This window comes from Ketogulonicigenium vulgare WSH-001 (assembly GCF_000223375.1).
Taxonomy (GTDB): domain Bacteria; phylum Pseudomonadota; class Alphaproteobacteria; order Rhodobacterales; family Rhodobacteraceae; genus Ketogulonicigenium; species Ketogulonicigenium vulgare.
In genome coordinates this window covers 1,892,503-1,913,760 of sequence record NC_017384.1, presented here as the reverse complement: position 1 = coordinate 1,913,760, position 21,258 = coordinate 1,892,503, and the positions used below count along the sequence as shown (strand labels likewise).

The 21,258-nt window shown below is 60.9% G+C and carries 24 protein-coding genes and 1 tRNA gene; 12 read left to right on the top strand and 13 right to left on the bottom strand.

What is annotated here, in order from left to right; all coding sequences use genetic code 11:
• Positions 1 to 20 precede the first annotated feature (20 nt).
• The 5 genes from purB to lplAB form a co-directional block, all read right to left on the bottom strand.
• A complete protein-coding gene (purB, locus tag KVU_RS09440) occupies positions 21 to 1,328 on the bottom strand; it encodes an adenylosuccinate lyase (RefSeq protein WP_013384999.1) in 1,308 nt (435 codons plus the stop codon).
• Between the two features lie 108 nt (positions 1,329 to 1,436).
• Complete coding sequence (glnA, locus tag KVU_RS09435) at positions 1,437 to 2,843, bottom strand: type I glutamate--ammonia ligase (protein ID WP_013384998.1); 1,407 nt, start codon at positions 2,841 to 2,843, stop codon at positions 1,437 to 1,439.
• A 62-nt stretch (positions 2,844 to 2,905) separates the two neighbouring features.
• Positions 2,906 to 3,244, bottom strand: coding sequence for a P-II family nitrogen regulator (locus KVU_RS09430; protein ID WP_013384997.1), 339 nt, complete (start codon positions 3,242 to 3,244; stop codon positions 2,906 to 2,908).
• A gap of 176 nt (positions 3,245 to 3,420) precedes the next feature.
• Positions 3,421 to 3,505 (bottom strand) — tRNA-Leu (locus KVU_RS09425).
• 151 nt (positions 3,506 to 3,656) lie between these two features.
• On the bottom strand, positions 3,657 to 4,706 hold the full coding sequence (lplAB, locus tag KVU_RS09420) for a lipoate-protein ligase LplAB (RefSeq protein WP_013384996.1): 1,050 nt from the start codon (positions 4,704 to 4,706) through the stop codon (positions 3,657 to 3,659).
• A 75-nt stretch (positions 4,707 to 4,781) separates the two neighbouring features.
• Here lplAB and KVU_RS09415 point away from each other — a divergent pair, with 75 nt between their 5' ends.
• Positions 4,782 to 5,324: an NADPH-dependent FMN reductase gene (locus KVU_RS09415; protein WP_013384995.1), complete on the top strand. Its 543-nt coding sequence runs from the start codon at positions 4,782 to 4,784 to the stop codon at positions 5,322 to 5,324.
• Between the two features lie 66 nt (positions 5,325 to 5,390).
• Here KVU_RS09415 and KVU_RS09410 read toward each other — a convergent pair whose 3' ends face one another.
• On the bottom strand, positions 5,391 to 6,167 hold the full coding sequence (locus KVU_RS09410) for a Bax inhibitor-1/YccA family protein (protein ID WP_014537939.1): 777 nt from the start codon (positions 6,165 to 6,167) through the stop codon (positions 5,391 to 5,393).
• Between the two features lie 232 nt (positions 6,168 to 6,399).
• Positions 6,400 to 6,600 carry a DUF1127 domain-containing protein gene (locus KVU_RS09405; protein WP_014537938.1) on the bottom strand — a complete coding sequence of 67 codons (201 nt, stop codon included), beginning with the start codon at positions 6,598 to 6,600 and terminating at the stop codon, positions 6,400 to 6,402.
• A 112-nt stretch (positions 6,601 to 6,712) separates the two neighbouring features.
• Here KVU_RS09405 and KVU_RS09400 point away from each other — a divergent pair, with 112 nt between their 5' ends.
• From KVU_RS09400 to hisN, 3 genes are all read left to right on the top strand, one after another.
• Positions 6,713 to 7,567: a LysR family transcriptional regulator gene (locus KVU_RS09400; protein ID WP_060486278.1), complete on the top strand. Its 855-nt coding sequence runs from the start codon at positions 6,713 to 6,715 to the stop codon at positions 7,565 to 7,567.
• A 233-nt stretch (positions 7,568 to 7,800) separates the two neighbouring features.
• Positions 7,801 to 8,160: a helix-turn-helix domain-containing protein gene (locus KVU_RS09395; protein ID WP_013384991.1), complete on the top strand. Its 360-nt coding sequence runs from the start codon at positions 7,801 to 7,803 to the stop codon at positions 8,158 to 8,160.
• Between the two features lie 52 nt (positions 8,161 to 8,212).
• Positions 8,213 to 9,025 (top strand): histidinol-phosphatase, encoded by an 813-nt coding sequence (gene hisN, locus KVU_RS09390; protein WP_013384990.1) that lies wholly within the window; start codon positions 8,213 to 8,215, stop codon positions 9,023 to 9,025.
• On the opposite strand, the gene KVU_RS09385 is transcribed toward hisN, so the two are convergent.
• On the bottom strand, positions 9,020 to 10,360 hold the full coding sequence (locus KVU_RS09385) for an anti-phage deoxyguanosine triphosphatase (RefSeq protein ID WP_013384989.1): 1,341 nt from the start codon (positions 10,358 to 10,360) through the stop codon (positions 9,020 to 9,022). The genes hisN and KVU_RS09385 overlap by 6 nt on opposite strands.
• 63 nt (positions 10,361 to 10,423) lie before the next feature.
• A complete protein-coding gene (locus KVU_RS09380) occupies positions 10,424 to 11,596 on the bottom strand; it encodes an MFS transporter (protein ID WP_013384988.1) in 1,173 nt (390 codons plus the stop codon).
• Positions 11,597 to 11,685: 89 nt separating this feature from the next.
• On the opposite strand from KVU_RS09380, the gene KVU_RS09375 reads away from it, so the two are divergent.
• Positions 11,686 to 12,186: an Lrp/AsnC family transcriptional regulator gene (locus KVU_RS09375; protein WP_236953094.1), complete on the top strand. Its 501-nt coding sequence runs from the start codon at positions 11,686 to 11,688 to the stop codon at positions 12,184 to 12,186.
• A 106-nt stretch (positions 12,187 to 12,292) separates the two neighbouring features.
• On the opposite strand, the gene guaD is transcribed toward KVU_RS09375, so the two are convergent.
• Positions 12,293 to 13,597, bottom strand: a complete 1,305-nt coding sequence (guaD, locus tag KVU_RS09370; RefSeq protein WP_013384986.1) for a guanine deaminase — start codon at positions 13,595 to 13,597, stop codon at positions 12,293 to 12,295.
• A gap of 114 nt (positions 13,598 to 13,711) precedes the next feature.
• Here guaD and mgtE point away from each other — a divergent pair, with 114 nt between their 5' ends.
• The 4 genes from mgtE to KVU_RS09350 all read left to right on the top strand — a co-directional run bounded on the left by mgtE (position 13,712) and on the right by KVU_RS09350 (position 17,348).
• Positions 13,712 to 15,094: a magnesium transporter gene (mgtE, locus tag KVU_RS09365; protein WP_013384985.1), complete on the top strand. Its 1,383-nt coding sequence runs from the start codon at positions 13,712 to 13,714 to the stop codon at positions 15,092 to 15,094.
• Entirely contained in the window at positions 15,091 to 15,654 is a 564-nt protein-coding gene (locus tag KVU_RS09360; protein WP_013384984.1) for a 5-formyltetrahydrofolate cyclo-ligase, read from the top strand. Before mgtE ends, KVU_RS09360 begins: the two co-directional genes overlap by 4 nt.
• 38 nt (positions 15,655 to 15,692) lie before the next feature.
• On the top strand, positions 15,693 to 16,508 hold the full coding sequence (locus KVU_RS09355) for a TIGR00282 family metallophosphoesterase (protein WP_014537935.1): 816 nt from the start codon (positions 15,693 to 15,695) through the stop codon (positions 16,506 to 16,508).
• Positions 16,509 to 16,595: 87 nt separating this feature from the next.
• Entirely contained in the window at positions 16,596 to 17,348 is a 753-nt protein-coding gene (locus KVU_RS09350; RefSeq protein WP_013384981.1) for a YebC/PmpR family DNA-binding transcriptional regulator, read from the top strand.
• A gap of 33 nt (positions 17,349 to 17,381) precedes the next feature.
• Here the strand turns inward: KVU_RS09350 and KVU_RS09345 are convergent, their stop codons facing one another.
• Entirely contained in the window at positions 17,382 to 17,747 is a 366-nt protein-coding gene (locus tag KVU_RS09345) for a DMT family protein (protein ID WP_013384980.1), read from the bottom strand.
• 87 nt (positions 17,748 to 17,834) lie between these two features.
• On the opposite strand from KVU_RS09345, the gene KVU_RS09340 reads away from it, so the two are divergent.
• The 3 genes from KVU_RS09340 to KVU_RS09330 all read left to right on the top strand — a co-directional run bounded on the left by KVU_RS09340 (position 17,835) and on the right by KVU_RS09330 (position 18,912).
• Complete coding sequence (locus KVU_RS09340; protein ID WP_162491178.1) at positions 17,835 to 18,209, top strand: DUF6497 family protein; 375 nt, start codon at positions 17,835 to 17,837, stop codon at positions 18,207 to 18,209.
• Between the two features lies 1 nt (position 18,210).
• On the top strand, positions 18,211 to 18,558 hold the full coding sequence (locus KVU_RS09335) for a hypothetical protein (RefSeq protein ID WP_014537933.1): 348 nt from the start codon (positions 18,211 to 18,213) through the stop codon (positions 18,556 to 18,558).
• Between the two features lie 135 nt (positions 18,559 to 18,693).
• The gene (locus KVU_RS09330) at positions 18,694 to 18,912 is read left to right on the top strand and encodes a hypothetical protein (protein WP_013384976.1); all 219 of its coding nucleotides are present in this window, start codon (positions 18,694 to 18,696) and stop codon (positions 18,910 to 18,912) included.
• Between the two features lie 61 nt (positions 18,913 to 18,973).
• Here KVU_RS09330 and KVU_RS09325 read toward each other — a convergent pair whose 3' ends face one another.
• Both KVU_RS09325 and KVU_RS09320 read right to left on the bottom strand, forming a co-directional pair.
• Positions 18,974 to 19,462 (bottom strand): DUF4174 domain-containing protein, encoded by a 489-nt coding sequence (locus KVU_RS09325; protein ID WP_013384975.1) that lies wholly within the window; start codon positions 19,460 to 19,462, stop codon positions 18,974 to 18,976.
• Positions 19,463 to 19,577: 115 nt separating this feature from the next.
• Positions 19,578 to 21,182, bottom strand: coding sequence for a 2-isopropylmalate synthase (locus KVU_RS09320; RefSeq protein WP_013384974.1), 1,605 nt, complete (start codon positions 21,180 to 21,182; stop codon positions 19,578 to 19,580).
• Positions 21,183 to 21,258 lie beyond the last annotated feature (76 nt).

The window sequence follows — 21,258 nt, the reverse complement described above, 5'->3', positions numbered from 1 at the left end:
CCCGCCGCGTTAATACGGGGTTACGCTGCGCCGAAAACCCGGGCGAAAATCGTATCCACATGTTTGGTGTGATAACCGAGGTCGAATTTTTCCTCGATCTGTGCAGGCGTCAGCGCGGCGGTCACTTCGGCATCGCCCAGCAGTTCGGTTTTGAAATCCGCGCCCTGTTCCCAGACCTTCATCGCGTTGCGCTGCACCAGACGATAGCTATCCTCGCGCGAGACGCCCGCTTGGGTCAGGGCCAGCAGCACGCGCTGCGACATGACCAAGCCTTTGAACTGGTTCATATTGCGCAGCATGTTTTCGGGATAGATCACCAGCTTTTCCACGACACCGGCCAGACGGTTCAGCGCAAAATCCAGCGTGATGGTCGTGTCCGGGCCAATGGCACGCTCGACGGACGAATGGCTGATGTCACGCTCGTGCCACAGGGCGACGTTTTCCAGCGCGGGGGTCACCGACATGCGCACCAGACGGGCAAGGCCGGTCAGGTTTTCGGTCAGCACAGGGTTGCGCTTATGCGGCATGGCCGAGCTGCCCTTTTGGCCGGGGCTGAAGAATTCTTCGGCCTCCAGTACCTCGGTGCGCTGCATGTGGCGGATCTCAATCGCGATGTTTTCAATGCTGCTGGCGATGACGCCAAGGGTTGCAAAGAACATCGCATGGCGGTCGCGCGGGATGACCTGCGTGCTGATCGGTTCTGGCGCGAGCCCCAGTTTTTCGCAGACATATTCTTCGACAAAGGGGTCGATATTCGCGAACGTCCCCACCGCGCCCGAGATGGCGCCGGTCGCAATCTCGGCCCGCGCCGCCAGCAGACGGCTGCGGCCGCGGTCCATTTCAGCATAGAAACGGGCAAAGGTCAGGCCCATCGTGGTCGGCTCGGCGTGGATGCCGTGGCTGCGACCGATGCGGACGGTGTCCTTGTGTTCAAAGGCACGGCGTTTCAGCGCGGCCAGCACCTTGTCCATATCGGCCAGCAGGATATCGGCCGCGCGCACCAGTTGCACGTTCAGCGTCGTATCCAGCACGTCGCTGCTGGTCATGCCCTGATGGACAAAGCGCGCATCATCAGCGCCGATATGTTCGGCCAGATGGGTCAGAAAGGCGATGACGTCATGTTTGGTGACCGCCTCGATCTCGTCGATACGGGCGACGTCGAATTCCACATCCTTGGCGCGCCAGACGGCTTCGGCATTGGCCTTGGGGATCACGCCCAGCTCGGCTTGCGCGTCGCAGGCATAGGCCTCGATCTCGTACCAGATCTTGAACTTGGTCTCGGGGGACCAGATGGCAACCATTTCGGGACGGGAATAGCGCGGGATCATCGGCGGGCCTTTGGTTGGGATGGGATGGGCGCGTCATATGCGGCGCGTGCCGCATGGGCAATGAAAAAGGGCGCCCAGAGGCGCCCTTTCCCGTAAAACAAGCCGCAATTAGCAGCTGTAGTACATTTTGTATTCGACCGGGTGGGGGGTGTGCTCGTAAGCGTACACTTCTTGCCACTTCAGTTCGATATAGGCTTCCAGCTGATCTTTGGTGAACACGTCACCAGCGGTCAGGAAGTCCATGTCGGCTGCCAGCTCGGTCAGCGCCTCGCGCAAGCTGCCGCAAACGGTCGGGATTTCGGCCAGCTCTTCGGGCGGCAGATCGTACAGATCCTTGTCCGAAGCTGCGCCCGGGTCGATCTTGTTCTTGATGCCGTCAAGGCCAGCCATCAGCAGAGCTGCGAAAGCCAGATAGGGGTTCGCCGACGGATCGGGGAAGCGGGCTTCGACGCGCTTGGCTTTGGGCGACTCCGACCACGGAATACGGACGCAACCCGAGCGGTTACGGGCCGAATAGGCGCGCAGAACGGGGGCTTCAAAACCCGGGATCAGGCGCTTGTACGAGTTGGTCGAGGGGTTGGTGATCGCGTTCAGCGCTTTCGCGTGCTTCAGGATACCACCGATGAAATACAGCGCCTCTTGGCTGAGGTCGGCGTATTTGTCGCCCGCGAACAGCGGCTTGCCGTCTTTCCAGATCGACATGTTCACATGCATGCCCGAACCGTTATCGCCAGCGATCGGCTTGGGCATAAAGGTTGCCGATTTGCCATAGGCATGGGCAACGTTGTGAATGATGTATTTGTATTTCTGGATGTTGTCGGCTTGCTCGGTCAGGCCGCCGAAAATCATGCCCAGCTCGTGCTGCGACGAGGCCACTTCGTGGTGGTGCTTGTCGACTTTGATGCCGATGCGCTTCATGGTCGACAGCATTTCGCTGCGCAGATCTTGCGCATCGTCGATCGGGTTCACGGGGAAATAGCCGCCCTTGACGCCCGGGCGGTGGCCCATGTTGCCAGCTTCGTATTTCGTGTCGCTGTTCCACGCGGCATCAACGCCATCAACTTCGAACGAAACTTTGTTCATCGAAACCGAATAGCGGACGTCGTCGAACAGGAAGAATTCAGCTTCCGGACCGCAGTAGAAAGCATCGCCGATACCCGAAGACTTCAGGTAGGCCTCGGCCTTCAAAGCGATCGAACGGGGGTCGCGCGCATAGGCTTCGCCGGTGTCGGGCTCGACCACGTTGCAGTGCACTGCAATCGTCTTTTCCGCATAGAAGGGGTCGACATAGGCGCTGTCGCTGTCGGCCATCAGCTTCATGTCGGACTGGTCAATCGACTTCCAGCCAGCGATGGACGAGCCGTCGAACATGAAGCCTTCTTCGATGAAGTCTTCGTCGACCAGATCGGCAACGACGGTTACGTGCTGCAATTTGCCTTTGGGATCAGTAAAGCGAATGTCGACATAGGCGGCATCCTCTTCCTTGATCAGTTCCAGAAGCTTGTAAGTGGTCATCTTCGATATCCTTTCGGAAGATATATCCCGAGGCTTATTGCGTGCCTCGGCAATGCCGATAGTTAGAGCGCGTCGTCGCCGGATTCGCCAGTGCGGATGCGAATGGCCTGTTCGACGGGCGAGACGAAAATTTTACCGTCGCCGATTTTGTCCGTTTTTGCAGCGGTGATGATCGCGCCGATGGCGGCTTCGACCTGCTCGTCGGGCAGTACCACTTCGATCTTTACCTTGGGCAGGAAGTCGACGACATATTCGGCCCCACGGTAAAGCTCGGTATGCCCTTTTTGGCGGCCGAACCCTTTGACTTCAGCGACAGAAAGCCCTTGGACCCCGATGTCTTGAAGCGCTTCCTTAACCTCATCGAGCTTGAATGGCTTGATGATCGCCTCGATCTTTTTCATGGTCGGCTCCCGTCTGGACTTGCTTCTCATCGAAAACCACAAGGGCAGAGCCGCCTCAATTGGTGGCAGCATTTTGGGCGTTAAAAGGCGCGTGTTTCAGAGGGGCGTGACTAATTTTTAGGCATATTTGCGCAAAAATAGTGCGAAATGAAAACATGCCGCCAAAAGCGTTAAAATGGTGCGGGCGGAGGGACTTGAACCCCCACGCCTCTCGGCGGCAGAACCTAAATCTGCTGCGTCTGCCAATTTCGCCACGCCCGCACCTGTCACAAAACCTGCAATCACGACCGCCGGTTTTGGTGCGCCCTTATTGTCCGGCGCGGGCGGGCCGTCAAGCGGGTCTGCGCGCAAAAATGCAGATGCGCGCAGATGTCGCTGTTTTAGCTGGCATTATCCGCGGTGACGGGGCCGATCAGGGAACATGTCGCAGCCACTGCGGATCTTCGAATTTGCTGCTGGCCAGCGCCTCGGCGGCGCGGCGTTCATCTGCTGTGATCGCGCCGGTGCTGCCTCCGTTCAGGTCGGTAAAGGTCGCCTTCATCCGTGTGATCACTTCATCGCGCGGCAGGCCCGTCTGGCTGCGCACGGGATCGACGCGCTTTTGCGCGCTGGTGATTCCCTTGTCCGACAGCTTTTCGCGGCCGATGCGCAAGACCTGGAACATCTTATTCACATCAACATCATAGGACATGGTGGCATGGTGCAGCACGACGCCGCCCGCAAACCGCTTTTGCGCCGCACCGCCGATTTTGCCCTTTGAACTGGCGATATCATTCAGCGGTTTATAGACCGCATCCACGCCCAATTCGTTCAGGGCCTTGATGACCCACATATCAAGGAAGGCGTAAGAGGCGGCGAAATCCATATCGGCGACCAAAGATTCGGGCGCGTAAAGCGAATAGGTGATGGCGGACCCCGGCTCGACGAACATCGCGCCGCCGCCGGTGACGCGGCGGACGGTTTGGATGCCATGGGATTGGGCGGCCTCCAGATCAACCTCGTTCGAGAGCGATTGGAAATTGCCGATGATGATGGCGGGGCGATCCCATTGCCAGAATCGCAGCGTCGGTGCGCGGCGCCCGGCGGCAACTTCGCGCGCCAGCACCTCGTCCAGCGCCAGATGCATGGCGGGGCTTTCGGGGGCGCCATCGATGATCTGCCAGTCAAAATCGCGCCAGGTTTTGCTCAGGCCCAGGGCGCGGCGCACGGCGGTGGTGATGTCGGCGGCGGTAAATCCCACGAGTTGCGTGCCGGGGCGCAGGCCCGCGGTAATGGCGGCGGTGGTCTCGGCCGGCGAGAGATCCGCGGGCAGGCCGTTCAGCGCGGCAAGGATATCGTCCAACGCCTCTGCCGGCTCTAGAAAGAAGTCGCCCGAAATGCGCACATCGGCCAGTTTGCCGTCCACCTGTTCAACATCGGCAATGACCAGCTTTCCACCTGGAACTTTATATTCGCCATGCATTGCAAATCTCCTTCACGCGCATTGGGGTTTTCGCCATCTTAGGCGCAACTTGACCAAAGGACGAGAGGAACCACCATGACACGCATTCTGGCCATTGCAGGCAGCCTGCGGGCGGCGTCATTCAATGCCGCGCTGCTGCGCGCGGCTCTCGCCGAGACGCCCGAGGGCACCACGCTGGACATCGGCGATATGCATGGCGTGCCCCTTTACGACGGGGATCTGGAAGAGGCCGAGGGGCTGCCCGCGCAGGTCGTGGCACTGCAGGGGCAATTGGCGGCAGCCGATGGCCTGCTGCTGGTCAGTCCCGAATACAATGGCAGCATTCCCGGCGTGCTGAAAAACACCTTGGATTGGATGTCGCGGGGCAAGGGACTGGCCGCGTTCAAGGGGAAACCTGTGGCGGTGATCGGCGCCTCGCCCGGCGGCTTTGGCACGGTGCTGGCACAGGCGCATTGGGCGCCGGTGATGCGGTCGCTGGGGATGCGGCCATGGCATGACGCGCGTCTGATGGTGTCGCGCGCGGGCAATGTGTTCGATGCGGATCTGAACCTGACCGACGACGCCGTGCGCAAGCAGCTCGCCGACTATCTGGCGGGTTACGCCGCAAGCCTGCGGTAACAGGCCTGCGGTAAAACGAAAAAGGCCGGGCGATGGCCCGGCCTTTTGTCTTGGTGGCCGTCAGGATTATTCCTGACGGTTGCCGAACAGTTGCAGCAACATGACGAACATGTTGATGAAGTCCAGATACAGGCTCAGCGCGCCCATGATCGCAGCCTTACCCAGCCATTCGCTGTCGCCGGTGACGGCGTGCTGAATGTAGGTATTCTTGATGTTTTGCGTGTCATAGGCGGTCAAGCCAGCGAACAGCAGCACACCCAGAACCGAGATCGCCATTGCCAGCGGGCCCGAGCCGATAAAGATGTTCACGATCATTGCGACCAGCAGGCCGACCAGACCCATGATCAGGAACGTGCCCCAACCCGAGATGTCACGCTTGGTCGTGTAGCCATACAGCGACAGCGCCGCAAAAGCGATTGCGGTGATCAAAAAGACCTGAACGATCGAGGTGCCCGTGTAGATCAGAAAGATCGAGCTGAGCGACAGGCCCATGGCGGCGGCATAGACATAGAAGAACAGCTGCGCACCAGCCGCCGAGACGCGGTTGATCAGCGCGCCAAAGGCGAAAACCATGCCGATCGGCAGCAGCATGATCACCCATTTCAGGGGCGAGGCATACAGCGCGTAACCAAAATCAGTCAGATAGCGGCTGCCCATTTGCGCGGCAGCAGCATTGGGGTCGGTGGTCACGGCAAGGCCCGACACAGCCCAAGCGGCCAGTGCGGTGATGACCATGCCAATCGACATGGTGCCGTAAACTTTGTTCATATGGGCTTTCAGGCCCTGGTCGATCGCACCGGCGCGAACCCCGGCCGAACTGCGGATCGTGTCAAATTGCGCCATAGAGTCCTCCAGCGAATACAGTCAACATGATTGGCGCGGGTCCTGTGCAGGAGCTCGCGCCGTCAGGACTGAATATCGTGGATGCGCGGCCCTATTTCAAGAATAACAGGTCTAACCCCCCAGATTTTTCACAATTAACCATGAATTCCGGGTGTTCGTGCAAAAATGCCGCCCTTTTGGGGCGGCACGGCTGTTTCACATCTGGGTTTCGCAGTTGCGAACGATTCGCGCCTCAGCGTTTAGGCGTGTCCCACAACTTGCGACCTGCCTCGGCCTGCACTTCGTCACGCGACAGGCCCAGATCCTTCAGCAGATGGTCATCCAACTGGACAAGATGGCGGCGCTCTTGGCGGACACGCAGCGCAAACGCCAAGCGTGCAATCAAGCTGACGCGGGCGGTGACGGGGCTGGTGAGTGCAACAAGGCGGGACATGGTCTTTTCCTTTGTGAATAACATCTGCGGCGTATTCCGCAGGCTTGCTCTAACGCGGTAATTTGCATAAATAAAATGAATGTTTGTCAGGTATTAAATCAGGAATCTTGATGTGTCGCGCACCCTTGATCTGACGGCCCTGCGGTCCTTTGTTGCCGTGGCGGAAAATGGCGGTGTGACGCGGGCGGCGGGGCTGCTCAATCTGACGCAATCCGCGGTCTCGATGCAGTTGAAACGGCTGGAAGAAAGCATCGGCGTTGCTTTGTTTGAACGGGCGGGGCGCGGCCTTGCGCTGACGGGGGCGGGGGATCAGCTTTTGTCCTATGCGCGCCGGATGATGGTGCTGAACGACGAGGTCTACGCCCGTCTGAACGCGCGCGGCTATGAGGGTGAGGTGACCCTCGGCGTACCGCAGGATGTGATCTATCCGGTCATTCCCCGCATCTTGCAGCAATTCGCCCGCGATTTCCCACTGGTGCAGGTGCATCTGATTTCCTCGTTCACCCTGATGCTGAAAGAGCAATTCCGCCGCGGCGAGATCGACGTGATGCTGACCACCGAGGACGAGCTGGGCGAGGGCGGCGAGACGCTGGCGCAGCGCGAGTTGATCTGGGTCGGCGCGCCGGGCGGTGCCGCTTGGCGCAAGCGTCCGCTGCCGCTGGCGTTCGAGCGCGCCTGTATCTTTCGCTCGTTCGTGCAGCGGCGGCTGGATGAGGCGGGCATCGATTGGCAGATGGTTGTGAACAGCGAATCCACCCGCACGATCGAGGCGACGGTCAGTGCCGATCTGGCGATCCACACCTATATCGCCGGGGCCGAGCCGCCCCATCTTGAGCGGATCCCCCATGACGGTGGACTGCCTGATCTGCGTGCGTTCAACATCAATCTCTACCATGCCGTGCATGGCGAAAGTGCCAGTGTTATGGCCATGGTCGATCTGATCCGCCGTGCCTATCGCGCGATGTGATTCCCGCGCAAAGCCCTTAGCTCGCTAAGAAATATGCGCTAAATCGCCTAAAACATGGGCGATTTTTGCGCAAAATCCTCTAAAAATACAGTTCAGCCTATACAAAAGGATAGGGTGACGGCCCCCCTGACCAAGTGTCAAATAGCACCAGAGATCGGTCGCAAGACCTGCCCTTTGATCCGACGCTGGACAGGGTGGACACGCGGCGGTTGCATGGGTGACAGGGGATGCAGATGGCGCATACGGTTGATGTCTATGTTGGGAAACGCATCCGGCAACGGCGGTGGCTGATCGGGATGACCCAGCAGCAGCTGGCCGAACATGTTGGGATCAAATTCCAGCAGATCCAAAAGTATGAAACCGGCGCCAATCGCGTCAGCGCCTCACGGCTGTGGGAGATCGCCCATGCGCTGGGCACATCGATCTCTTATTTCTACGAGGGCATGAACGCCGCCGCGACCGAGGATAGCACTCTGAACGAAGAGCTATGGGGCCGCGAGGCGATGGAGCTGCTGCGCTCGTATTACGCCATCCCCGAAGATCAGCGCCGCCACATCTTTGAATTGGCGCGGGTTTTGTCCGACGCGGCTTGATCGCAACCGCAGGCTTGGGTTACGGGTGGGCCACCATATAAGGGGCCGTCCGATGACCAGAGTATCGCCTGCGCTTGCCGCTGATCTGCGCCGTGTTGCGCATCTGCTGGCCGATGCCGCCCGGCCTGTGACATTGCAACATTTCCGGCGCGGGATTGCGGCGGATAACAAAGGCCCGGCAAAGGGTGTCGCCTTTGATCCGGTCACCATCGCCGACCGTGAAAGCGAAATGGCCATGCGCGCGATCTTGGCGCGCGAGCGTCCGGATGACGCGATCTTGGGCGAAGAATTCGGCCATCAGCCGGGCAATAGCGGGCTGACTTGGGTGTTGGACCCCATCGACGGCACCCGTGCCTATATCGCCGGTGCGCCGACCTGGGGTGTGTTGGTCGCAGTATCCGATGACCAAGGCCCGCTGTTCGGCCTGATTGACCAACCCTATATTGGCGAGCGTTTCGCAGGCGGCTTTGGCCGCGCTGAATGCGTCGGCCCGCAAGGCACCAGCGCGCTGCAGACCCGAGCCGCCCGCGCCCTGTCTGATGCCATCGTCATGACGACCTACCCCGAGGTTGGCACCCCCACCGAGGCCGCCGCCTTTCACACCGTCGCCGCGCAGGCGCGTCTGACCCGTTACGGCATGGATTGCTATGCCTATGCCATGCTGGCGGCGGGTCAGATCGATCTGGTGATCGAGGCGGGTCTGCAATCTTATGATGTCCAAGGACCCATTGCGGTGATCGAGGGGGCGGGCGGCATTGTCACCGATTGGCAAGGCGGTCCCGCTTGGAACGGTGGCCGTGTACTGGCCGCCGCGAATGCAGAGGTTCATGCCGAGGCTTTGGCGATCCTTTCGCAGACTTTATAGCCTGTCGAACACCGACCCCATGCGCGGCGAGAACAGTCGCTCATAGGTTTTCATCAGATGCAGATCGGTCATTGCGGCCACGTGGTCGCAAATCACGCGCGGATCATCAGCTGCGGCGCGATAGCGGGCATAGGCGTCAGGTGGCAGCAGGCGCTTGGGGTCAGATTGCAGCGCCTCGCATACGGTGACGACCATCTGCTGGCCTTTGAATTCAAGGTGCTGGACATTCGGGCTGTCGATCACCTGCTGGAAAACAAAATCCTTTAGCGCCGCCAGGAGTTTGCTCTGCGCATCCGGCAGGCCGACATTCCAGCGCAGCAGCGGCGCGGTAAACGCCGCCTTTTCGACAAAGGCGATGGGCCGCACCAGATAGCCGACAAGGGCGCCGATGATCTTTTTGCGCGTGTTTCCCGCGCCAAAAAGCTGTGCGATCAGATCGCCATAGGGATCGTTGCTTTTCTCTTTTTTATCCGCATCGCGCCGGCCCGCCATGAAATCCTGCCATAGCTCTGCCCGGATCGCGCTGCGTAGCAACTCGGGCGTCACAAGGTGCAGGGCGATGGCATCTTCGAAATCATGGATGCCATAGGCAATATCATCCGCCAGATCCATGATACTGCAATCAAGGGATTTATGCAGCGTTTTGCCGTGGCCGCCCGGCTTTGGCACCCAGTCGCCAAAGGTCGCGCGATCGCTGTCCGACAGCGGCGCAAGGACCCAGTCGACGGCCTCTTGCTCGGCGGCGAAATAGCCCTTGGGCGGTTTGCAGGCCGCGATATCCAGCGTCTTGAAGAGGGTCGGCCCGCTTTTCAGCGCGGGCACCAAAAGGGGGTTTTGCAGCACCGGCAGGGCGGCAGGGTATTTCAACACGCCCAGTAGCGTGCGGCGCGTCAGATCCGCGCCGTGGGATTGCGAGAAACTCTCGAGCCGCGTCAGGATGCGCAGGGTCTGGCCGTTGCCCTCGAACCCGCCTGCGTCCCGCATCGCATAGTTCAGCGCAACCTCGCCGCCGTGACCAAAGGGCGGATGCCCCAGATCATGGGCGCTGCTGATCGCCATGATCATGCTCTGATCGGGCAGATGCGGCACGGCGGGATGGTCAGGATCGTGCGCATTCAAGGTGCGCATCAGACCAGTGGCGATTTGCGCCACCTCCAGCGAATGGGTCAGGCGGGTGCGGTAAAAATCGCTATCGCCCAGCGACAGGATTTGTGTCTTGCCCTGCAGCCGCCGAAAGGCGGCGGAATGGACGATCCGACCATAGTCGATATCGCCATCCGTCCGATAATCGCCTTCGCGTTTTCCAAAGCCACTGCGGCGGGCGATCCAGTCCATTATGTCTCTCGGCAGGGATGCGTTCAGCGACCACTGTCGAAGAAAGCAACGCCCTGCGCAAGCTTAACGCACCTGCTGCGCCATCCGCCCTGTTGCGCTGCTGGCCCAGGCGATAAACGCCAGCCCCAGCGCGATCAGTGACAGGATCGCCCCCGCCCAGTTGGGCGCGGCAAAGCCAAAGCCCGCCGCGATGGTCGCGCCGCCGACCCATGCGCCCATCGCATTGCCCAGATTGAACATGCCGATATTCACCGATGCGGCCATCGTCGGTGCGCCCGCAGCACTGGCGCGATCCATCACCAGCTTTTGGATCGGTGCAACCGTGGCAAAGCCAAAGGCGGCCATGAAAAAGACCGAGGCCGATGCAATGACGCCGCTGCCGACATTCAGCCAGAACACCAGCAGCACCAGCGCCTGCGCGGCCAGCGTCACGAACAGCGTGCCAAACAGCGACCGGTCCGCGAACCGCCCGCCCAGCCAGTTGCCAACCGCCAGACCCAGCCCGAACAGCACCATGATCCGCGTCACGCCCGCATCGGAAAAGCCCGCCTCATGGATCATCATCGGCGCGATATAAGTGATCGAGGTGAAGAAGGCCGCGGGGCCAAAGACCGTGATCCCCATCGCCAGCAGCACTTGCGGGTCGATAAAGGCGCGCAGCTCGGACCGCAGCGCGATCGCCTTGCCGCCCGCAATGCGCGGCACCCACAGCGCGATGCTGGTCATGGTCACGACGCCAATCGCCGCCGACAGCCAAAATACCAACCGCCAATCAAAGGCTTGGGCCAGCCATGTGCCCGCCGGGACGCCCACCAGATTGGCCAAGGTCAGCCCCGAAAACATGAATGCAATCGCGCTGGCCTGTTTGTCCCGCGCCACCAGCGACGCCGCGATGATCGAGCCGACGCCAAAGAACGTGCCGTGGTTGAACGCGGTCAGGATGCGCCCCGCCAGCGCCATGGGCAGCGTTGGCGCCAGCGCGGTCACGATATTGCCCAGCGTGAAGATCAGCGCGAGGCCGATCAGCAGCGCCTTGCGCGGCACCCGCGCGCCCAGCACGGTCAGGATCGGCGCGCCGACAAAGACCCCCAGCGCATAGGTGGTCGCCATCAGACCGGCTTGGGGAATATCGACGCCGAAATCTGCAGCGATCTGGGGCAGGATGCCGGCGACGACGAATTCGGTCAGACCAATGCCGAATGCGCCAATCGCCAGCGCGAATAGCGCAACTGGCATGAAATCTCTCCGAATAAGTATAGATTGCAGCCGAATATCATTCGGCGTTATCCTCGATATGAGAGATCATGTTAGGAATGGAAAGCGTGATGAGCGTGGATCATCAAGAAACAGACAGTATTCGGCAGATCCGTCATCGCCCGGCCGATCTTGATGCGATTGACCGAAAAATATTAGGCGCTTTGGCGGTGGATGCCTCATCCTCTTATGCCGAACTCAGCCGGGTGGTGAATCTGTCGGCGCCTGCGGTGCATGACCGGGTGAAGCGCCTCAAACGTGACGGCGTCATCAAATCGACGGTGGCGGTACTGGATGGCTGCAAGCTGGGCCGGACGCTGTTGACCTTTCTGGTGGTCGATACCAGCAGCTATAGCGCCACGCGCAAGCTGCTGAAATTCACCGACCGCCCCGAGGTCGAGGAGCTGCACACCGTCGCGGGCGACGGCTGTGTCCTGATCAAAGTCCGCGCCGTCGATACCGAAGGGCTGGAAAGCTTCCTGATGGAAATCCAAAGCCTCGAGGGCGTGCGATCCGTCCGCAGCTATATCACGCTGTCGACCTTTATCGAACGCGGCCCTGCGCCGGAGTAGCGTTGAGTGCACAGGCACATGATCCAAGATGCGGGCTATGCACTGAAATATCGCTTGCGCTTGATCAAGCCGAACGGCCGCTGACCGACGCAGAGCTTGCCGGAACCTATCCTGCCCGCGCGGCCATCCGCGCCCCGTTCACCCACACATCCCGCACCGCGCGGTCATCGCCCATCAGCAGTGTCGGGAATAGCGCCTCCCAGAAATCTGCGGCGCGCGCGCTGCGCTGGGCGATGGCGGGGGTCGAGGCGAGGTCGAGGATCACCAGATCCGCCTCGGCCCCCACGCCTAGGTGACCGATCCGCCCCTCTTGCCGCAGGGCGCGGGCGCCGCCTTCGGTGGCGAGCCACATGAGTTGCGCAGGGTGAATAGCTGTGCCGCGCAGTTGCGCGATCTCATAGGTTGCGGCCATGACGCGCAGCATGGAAAAACTGTTGCCGCCCGCCGTATCCGTCGCAATGCCGACGCGGATCTTGCCCGCGAGCCCCGGCAAATCGAACAGCCCAGACCCCAGCACCGTGTTCGAGGTCGGGCAATGCGCCAGCGATGCGCCAGCATCACGCAGCCGCGCAATCTCGCGCCCCGTCAGGTGAATCGCATGGCCATAGATCGCGCCTTCGCCCAGCAGACCAAAGGCCTCGTAAGTATCCAGATAATCACGCGATTGCGGGTAGAGACCCTTGACCCATTCCACCTCGTCGACCTGTTCGGACAGATGGGTCTGCATCAGCGCCTCGGGGCGTTCGCGCCACAGATCGCCAAGGGCGCGCAGCTGTGCCTCGGTCGAGGTGGGGGAAAAGCGCGGCGTGATCGCATAAAGCGCGCGGCCCACCCCGTGCCATTTGTCCAGCAGCGCCTTGCTGTCGTCATAGGCGGATTGCGCCGTGTCGCGCAGGAAATCAGGCGTGGTCTCGGGCCGGTCCATACAGGTCTTGCCCGCAACGACCCGCATCCCGCGCTGGGCGGCGGCCTCAAAAAAGGCATCGACGCTGCCGGGGTGGATCGTGCCGAAACTTGTCAGCGTCGTCGTGCCATGCGCCAGCGCCAGATCCAGCGTGCGGTTTGCCATCGCACAGGCATAGGCGGGGTCGGCAAAGCGTGCCTCCTCGGGGAAGGTATAGGTGTTCAGCCAGTCGATCAGCCGTTTGCCCCAGCTGGCGATAATGCCGGTCTGCGGGTAATGCATATGGGTGTCGATGAACCCGGCCGAGATCAGCGCGTCGCCATAATCGGTGACCTCCGCATCAGGGTGGCGGGCGCGGAGGCTATCCGCCTCATCCACGGCAGCGATCACGCCGCCCTCCAGCAGCACAGCGCCGCGGCGGCGATGGTGCGCCACGGCCGTCCATTCGGTTTCAAACGGGTTACCGTCAAATGACAGCACCTGACCCAGAAGCAATTGTTTTGTCATATCGCCAGTTTATGTGCCTTTGCGCGCGGCGTAAATCGCCGCTGTAGTGCTGGGCCGCCCTTGCCGCGGGGCAGCGGTGGTCTATGCTAGTGGAAAAGGCAGACGGAGGCGCTTATGGATCAGCACGACGAAAAGATCATCGACGCCGAAGAAAGCTATGGCCTGTCGACACGCCTGTTCGACGAGGTGTTGGACGCGATCGAGGCCGATGATGCCCCGGCCATTGATGCGGCGCTGGAGCCGCTGCACGCCGCCGATATCGCCGACCTGATCGAGCAGTTGAACACCCGCGACCGCCGCGCGCTGCTGCAACTGTGGCCGAACGGCGTGGACGGCGAGATCCTCTCGGAGCTTGACGAAAACCTGCGCGACGAGGTGATCGCGCAACTGAACCCCGATCAGTTGGCCGAGGCTGTGCGTGATCTGGAATCCGATGACGTCGTTGACCTTGTCGAATATCTGGATGCGCCGCAACAAGAGGCGGTGCTGGATGCGCTGGACGCCTCTGACCGGGTGGCGGTTGAAAAGGCACTGGCCTACCCCGAGGAATCCGCCGGTCGCCTGATGCAGGTCGAGGTCGCAAAAGCGCCCGAGCATTGGACTGTGGGCGAGGCGATAGACTTTCTGCGCTCGGATATCGCGCTGCCCGATCAGTTCTATCACCTTGTGCTGGTCGATCCGCGTATGCGCCCCATTGGGCAGGCAACGCTGGGCCGGATTCTGTCCTCGGCGCGCGCAACGCCGCTAAAGGACATTCTGGAAGAGACGTTCATCACCTTTAACGTCAATGATGACGAAGGCGATGTCGCCCGCGCCTTTAACCAATATCACCTGATCTCATCCCCCGTGGTGGACAGCGATGACCGGCTGGTCGGCGTGATCACCATCGACGATGCGATGATCGTGCTGGACGAGGAGCATACCGAAGACATGCTGCGTCTGGCCGGTGTCGGCGAAAACGCCACCATCAGCGACAGCGTGTTCGAAACGGTGAAACAGCGTTTCCCCTGGCTGTTCGTGAACCTGATCACGGTGAATATCGCCGCGCTGATTGTCGGGCTGTTCGACCAGACCATTGCGGCCTATGTGGCGCTAGCGGCGTTGATGCCGGTCGTCGCCTCTATGGGGGGATCGGCGGGGACGCAGTCGCTGACGGTTGCGGTGCGCGCGATTGCGACGAATGACCTGACGGCGTCCAACGCATGGCGGGTGATCCGGCGTGAAATGTTTGTGGGGCTGCTCAATGGCTTGGTCTTTGCGGTCGTTATGGGCGCGGTCGGCACATTCGGCTATGGCAGTGCGCTGCTGGGCCTGACGCTGGCACTGGCGATGCTGATCAACCTTGTGGTTGCGGCGCTGGCAGGCGTGCTGGTGCCGGTCGTGCTGGATAAGCTAAAGCTGGACCCGGCGCTGGCCTCGGGCACGTTTGTGACAACGACCACGGATATGGTGGGCTTCTTTGCCTTCCTCGGCCTTGCGACGGTGATCCTGCTATGACGATTGACGATGAAAAGATCGCGTGCCGCGCCCGCGCGGCCGCGCGCCGCGCACTGGCCCATGCGGCTGCGGACGACCGCGCAAGCGCGCGTCTGGCGCAGGTGCTGGGCGAATATGCGGGGCAGGTGATCTCGGGCTATGTCGCCATTCGCACGGAAATCGACCCGATGCCCGCGCTGCGTATCGCCGCAGGGCAGGGCAGTCGCATCTGTCTGCCGGTGATCGACGCGCCCGCAACGCCGCTGCGCTTTCGCGCCTATACGCCCGGCGATGCGCTGGCCGACGGGGCGCTGAATACATTAGAGCCTGCCCATGGCGATTTCCTGCGACCGGATGTCGTGGTGCTGCCGATGCTGGCCTTTGCGCGCGATGGTCGCCGTCTGGGCTATGGCGGCGGTTATTACGACCGCACCTTGCAGGCCCTGCGCGAGACGGGACCCGTCGTGGCCATCGGCTTTGCCTATCAGGCGCAGATGGATGACGATCTGCCGACTGATCCCTATGACCAGCCCCTTGATCTGATGGTCACCGATCAGCAGATCATCGACTTTAGACGATAACTCTTGCAGCGCCCGCGCAGCAGGTTTACGCGGCGGCCATGAAAATATTGTTCCTTGGTGATGTTGTTGGCCGCGCCGGGCGCCGGGCCGTAACCGAAAACCTGCCGCGCCTGCGCGAGGCGTGGCGGCTGGATTTTGTCGTCGTCAATGGCGAGAATGCCTCGGGCGGCATGGGCCTGACGGGCGCGCATTGCAAAACCTTTCTTGAGGCCGGCGCCGATGTGGTCACGCTGGGCGATCATGCCTTCGACCAAAAGGATATGCTGCAATATATCGAGACCGAGCCCCGCGTCATCCGCCCGCTGAACTTTTCCAAAGTCGCGCCGGGCAAAGGCGCGCGCGTGTTCGAGGCGCGCGGCGGCCGCAAGGTGCTGGTGGCCCAAGTGCTGGGGCAGGTCTTTATGAAGCGGCCCTTTGATGATCCGTTCTCGGCGCTGGAAACCGTGCTGAAAACGCATCCGCTGGGCGGTCTGGTGCAGGCCAGCCTGATCGATGTCCATTGCGAGGCGACCAGCGAAAAGATGGGCCTTGGGCATTACTGCGATGGCCGCGCCTCGGTCGTGGTGGGCACGCATACCCATGTCACAACGGGCGATGCGCAGATCCTGCCGGGCGGCACCGCCTATATGACCGATGCCGGTATGTGCGGCGATTACAATTCGGTCATCGGCATGGACAAGGCCGAGCCTTTGCGCCGTTTCATCACCGGCATGCCCCGTGACCGCTTTACCCCCGCCGAAGAAGAAGCGACCCTGTCGGGCCTTTACGTCGAAACCGATGACCGCACCGGCCGCGCCACCCGCGTCGAAATGGTGCGCCAAGGCGGCCGTTTGCAGCAAAGCGGGCCGCTTTAACCCCTTTTTGCAGGCGCTGGGGTTGTCGGACAAGCGCCCGCTGACATATAGAAACGCCGATCTATTCCACTAAGGATATGCAGAACCATGGCCGGCCATTCCAAATGGGCTAACATTCAGCACCGCAAGGGCAAGCAGGACGGGATCCGCTCGAAACTGTTCTCGAAGCTTGCCAAGGAAATCACCGTCGCCGCCAAGATGGGCGACCCCGATCCCGATAAAAACCCGCGCCTGCGTCTGGCGGTCAAGGAAGCCAAGTCGAATTCGGTGCCCAAGGACGTGATCGACCGCGCGATTAAAAAATCGCAAGGCGGCGATGCGGAAACCTATGACGCGATCCGCTATGAGGGCTATGGCCCCAACGGCGTTGCCGTGATTGTCGAGGCGCTGACCGACAACCGCAACCGCACCGCATCGAATGTGCGCTCGTTCTTTACCAAGACCGGCGGCAACCTTGGCGAAAGCAATTCGGTCGCCTTCATGTTCGATCGCAAGGGCGAGATCGCCTATAAGGCCGAGGCAGGCGACGCCGATACCGTCATGATGGCCGCGCTGGAGGCTGGGGCTGATGATGTCGAGTCGGACGACGAGGGTCATTGGATCTATTGCGGCGATACTGCGCTGAACGAAGTGTCCACCGCGCTCGAAGCTGCGCTGGGCGAGTCGGAAACGGCGAAATTTGTCTGGCAGCCGCAAACCACCGCGCCCGTCACTGATCTTGAGACGCTGCAAAAAGTCATGCGTCTGGTCGAACTGCTTGAGGATGATGATGACGTACAAAACGTCACCACCAATATGGAAGTCTCCGACGAGCTGATGGCGGAATACGCCGAAAGCTAAAATGCAATGGCCAGCCCTATCGGCTGGCCATTTTCACCCCTGCTGGCCGGGAAATGTCTGAAAGACAAACCACGCGCCGACCAGGATCAGGCCAAAGCCGACCAGTTGGTTCCAGCGCAGCGGCTCGCCCAGATAGAAAATCGAAAACAGGATAAAGATACCAAGGGTCAGCACCTCTTGGATCGTTTTCAGCTGCGCCGCGTTGAAATAGCCGTGGCCGATGCGGTTCGCGGGCACCTGCAGCATGTATTCGAACAGCGCGAGGCCCCAGCTGATCGCGATCACAGCCAGCAGCGGTGCGGATTTGAACTTTAGGTGGCCATACCACGCAAAGGTCATAAAGATGTTCGACAGCAGCAAAAGCCCGATCGTCTGGACGGGAATAGGAAGCTGAGGCATGGATATCTCGGGGGAAAGGGCTGATTCGCCCTCATTCCTAGCGGTTGGCGGGCGGCTACGCTATGGTGGTTTCATCGGGGTAGGGTGATGATGCGACGGATTGCTTTGGCTTTGGCGATAGGTATGGCAAGCGGCGCATCGGCGCAGCAGGTCATCGCGCCATCCGGGGTCGAGGTGCAACTCTATGATGTGCGCTTTGACGAGGATGCGGCGCGGTTCCGCTTTGTCGCGCCTGTGCTGGCAGGTGTGGCCGAGGTGCCCGATAGCTGGACCGCCGATGCGACCTGGCTTTGCACCTATCTGGCGCTGCCGGCGCTGTCGGCAAATGATGTGACGCCCGCGCAGGTCGTCGTGTCTGTCTCTGGCGCCGAGGTGCCATTTGGCGAGGCAACGCCCGATGTGCCGCAGTTTTTCGAAGGTTTCGCAGTCGCCGATGGTGCCTGCCAATGGGGATTGTTCTGATATGATTAAACACCGCGGCTTTCCGGGGCGGCTGCAAGGGACGGATTTCCAATTCGTCATCCGCCGCGCCCACAAGGACGGTGCCACCAAACTGACCGCGCGCGAGCGCTTTTCCGACCGTCGCCCTGCCGACCGCGAGGCTGATCGCGGCTTTCTGCTGGCCCTGTGGGAAAACTTTGGCGAAGAGCCGTTCGAGCGCGGCAATCTGGATGCAGGCCGCCTGTCATGGGTACTGGGCCGCGAGGTCGTCCCGGCCGAACCCGAAGCCTTTGACCCCGAAAGTTACGAGGCCCTGCTGCGCGTTGATGCAAACAAGCTGCGCGCGAACTTTCCAGGCCTGATTGATTAACGTTGCGTGATCGGCGATATTCCGTTCACGGGGCTTTGATGGAACATGTCTGCCTTGCGAGGCGTTGCGCCTTTGATAGAATAACCGCAACAACAGGACATTAACCGATCCCCCAACGGGGCAGGAGAGACAGATATGAAAAACATCGTGAAATTCGTCGGCGCCGCCGCGATTGCCGTAACCCTTGCTGCTTGCGGCGACACCGATATCGAGCGTGGCGCAACTGGCGCGCTGATCGGTGGCGCAGCGGCTGCTGTGACCGGCGAAAGCGTCATGAACGGCGTGCTGATCGGTGGCGCTGTTGGCGCCGTCAGCTGCTCGGTCGCACCGGGTGCGCCGAACTGCTACCGCTAAGCTTTCGCGCTTAGACAGATGAAAGGCCGCCCGAAAGGGTGGCCTTTTTTATGATCTGCGCCTATCCGCGACCCAGCGCGTTGTTGATCTCTTGCACACGCAGCGGCATCCGGTCGATGGACCTTATGATCTCGCGCAGGCTCCAGCTATCGGGTTTGCGCAGCTCGACCCGCCCATCCTTTTCCACCAGCACCAGACTGAAGCCGCGCGGGCGCAATTGGCGGCGGATGGCATTGGCCTCGGCAGGGGTTGTATCGGTGATGACCATGACATCGCGCAGGGCCAGCGCCTCGGGGTCCTCGGCCAGCAGTTCCAACTGGCGCTGGAATTGCGGCTGCGCGGGGCTATCCGCAAAAATCACCAAAAGTCGTGCGATATAGGCCAGTTCCGCCATTTCGAGGCCGGCGGCATCGAAGATCTGGGTGCGGTCCTCTTGCCACAGGGCGATCGCAGCGGCGGTGGGACTTTCATCTTGAGCCTTTGCCGCGAAAACGCTGCCCATAGACAGGGCGAGGGCAAGGCCAAGGGCGGCGGCGGTGCGTCGTGTCATCATGCTCATGCCAAAGATATAGGCGTAGCTGCGCTGATCGCGAAGGGAAAACGCATGAAAAAGGGCGCGATCCGCGCCCTTTTCGTCATCGTGATCGCTAGAGCCTCGCCGCGCGTTAGCCTTCGGCAGACATTTTATAGCTGACATCGCGGTGATCGACACCGGGTGCAGTTTTTTTGCGCCGCTCGATCAGGCGGTTCAGCCCGTTCACATAGGCCTTGACCGAAGCGGTGATCGTATCGGTATCGGCGGACATGCCAGTCGCGATACGGCCGTCTTCCTCGATCCGCACGGATACGGTCGCCTGCGCATCTGTCCCTTCGGTCACCGCATGGACCTGATAGACATGCAGCACGGCGTCATGCGGGAAAATCGTCTTGATCGCTTTGAACGCCGCATCAACGGGGCCGTCGCCGGTTGCATCCGCCGCCTTGTCGACGCCGTCGACGGTCAGGGTCAGCAGCGCCTCGGCCGGGCCTTCGGTGCCGCAGATCACGCGCAGACGCTTGACCTGCAGCGTGTCATGCACCTCGTTCGTATCGGCATCTTGCACCAGCGCAATCAGGTCGTCGTCATAGACTTCCTTTTTGCGGTCGGCCAAGGCCTTAAAGCGCACGAACAGATCGTTCAGCTGGTTATCGGCCATCTCGATGCCCAGCTCGCGCATTTTGGCGCGCAGTGCGGCGCGGCCCGAATGTTTGCCCAAAGGCAGCGACGTGCCCGCCAGACCGATATCGGCGGGGCGCATAATCTCGAACGTATCTGCCGATTTCAGCATACCGTCTTGGTGGATGCCGGATTCATGCGCAAAAGCGTTCTTGCCGACGATCGCCTTGTTGAACTGCACCGGAAAGCCCGAAACCGTCGCCACGCGGCGCGAGATATGCATGATCTTGGTCGTGTCGATTTTGGTGTCGAAGGGCATGATGTCATGGCGCACGCGCATGGCCATCACGACCTCTTCCAGCGCGGTATTGCCTGCGCGCTCGCCCAGACCGTTGATCGTGCATTCGATCTGACGGGCGCCCGCCTCGACCGCCGCCAGCGAATTTGCCGTCGCCATGCCCAGATCGTTGTGGCAATGGGTCGCAAAGATGATCTCATCCGCGCCCGGCACACGTTCCAGCAACATGCGGATCAGATCGGCGGATTCGCGCGGCGCAGTATAGCCGACTGTGTCGGGGATATTGATCGTGGTTGCACCCGCCTTGATCGCGATTTCCACCACGCGGCACAGGTAGTCATGTTCCGTGCGCGTTGCATCCATCGGCGACCACTGCACATTGTCGCACAGATTGCGGGCATGGGTCACGGTCTCGTGGATACGCTCGGCCATCTGATCCATGGTCAGGTTCGGGATGGCGCGGTGCTGCGGCGAGGTGCCGATGAACGTATGAATGCGCGGGCTGGCTGCGTGTTTCACCGCTTCCCACGCGCGGTCGATATCGCGGATATTGGCGCGCGACAGACCGCAAATCGTGGCGTTCTTGGTGATTTTTGCGATCTCGCTGACCGCCTGAAAATCGCCTTCCGAGGCAATCGGGAAACCCGCCTCGATGATATCGACGCCCATCTCGTCCAGCAGATGCGCGATTTCCAGCTTTTCGGCATGGGTCATGGTCGCGCCGGGCGACTGCTCGCCATCACGCAAGGTGGTGTCGAAAATCAGGACGCGGTTTTTGTCCGATGCAAAGTTATTCTGGATACGGTTCTGGGGCATGACGGCAACTTTTTTCTATTTTTCTGAAGGGGCGATCTGGCGCGGAGATACCTCTGAGCGGTCGCGCCAAAAGGCA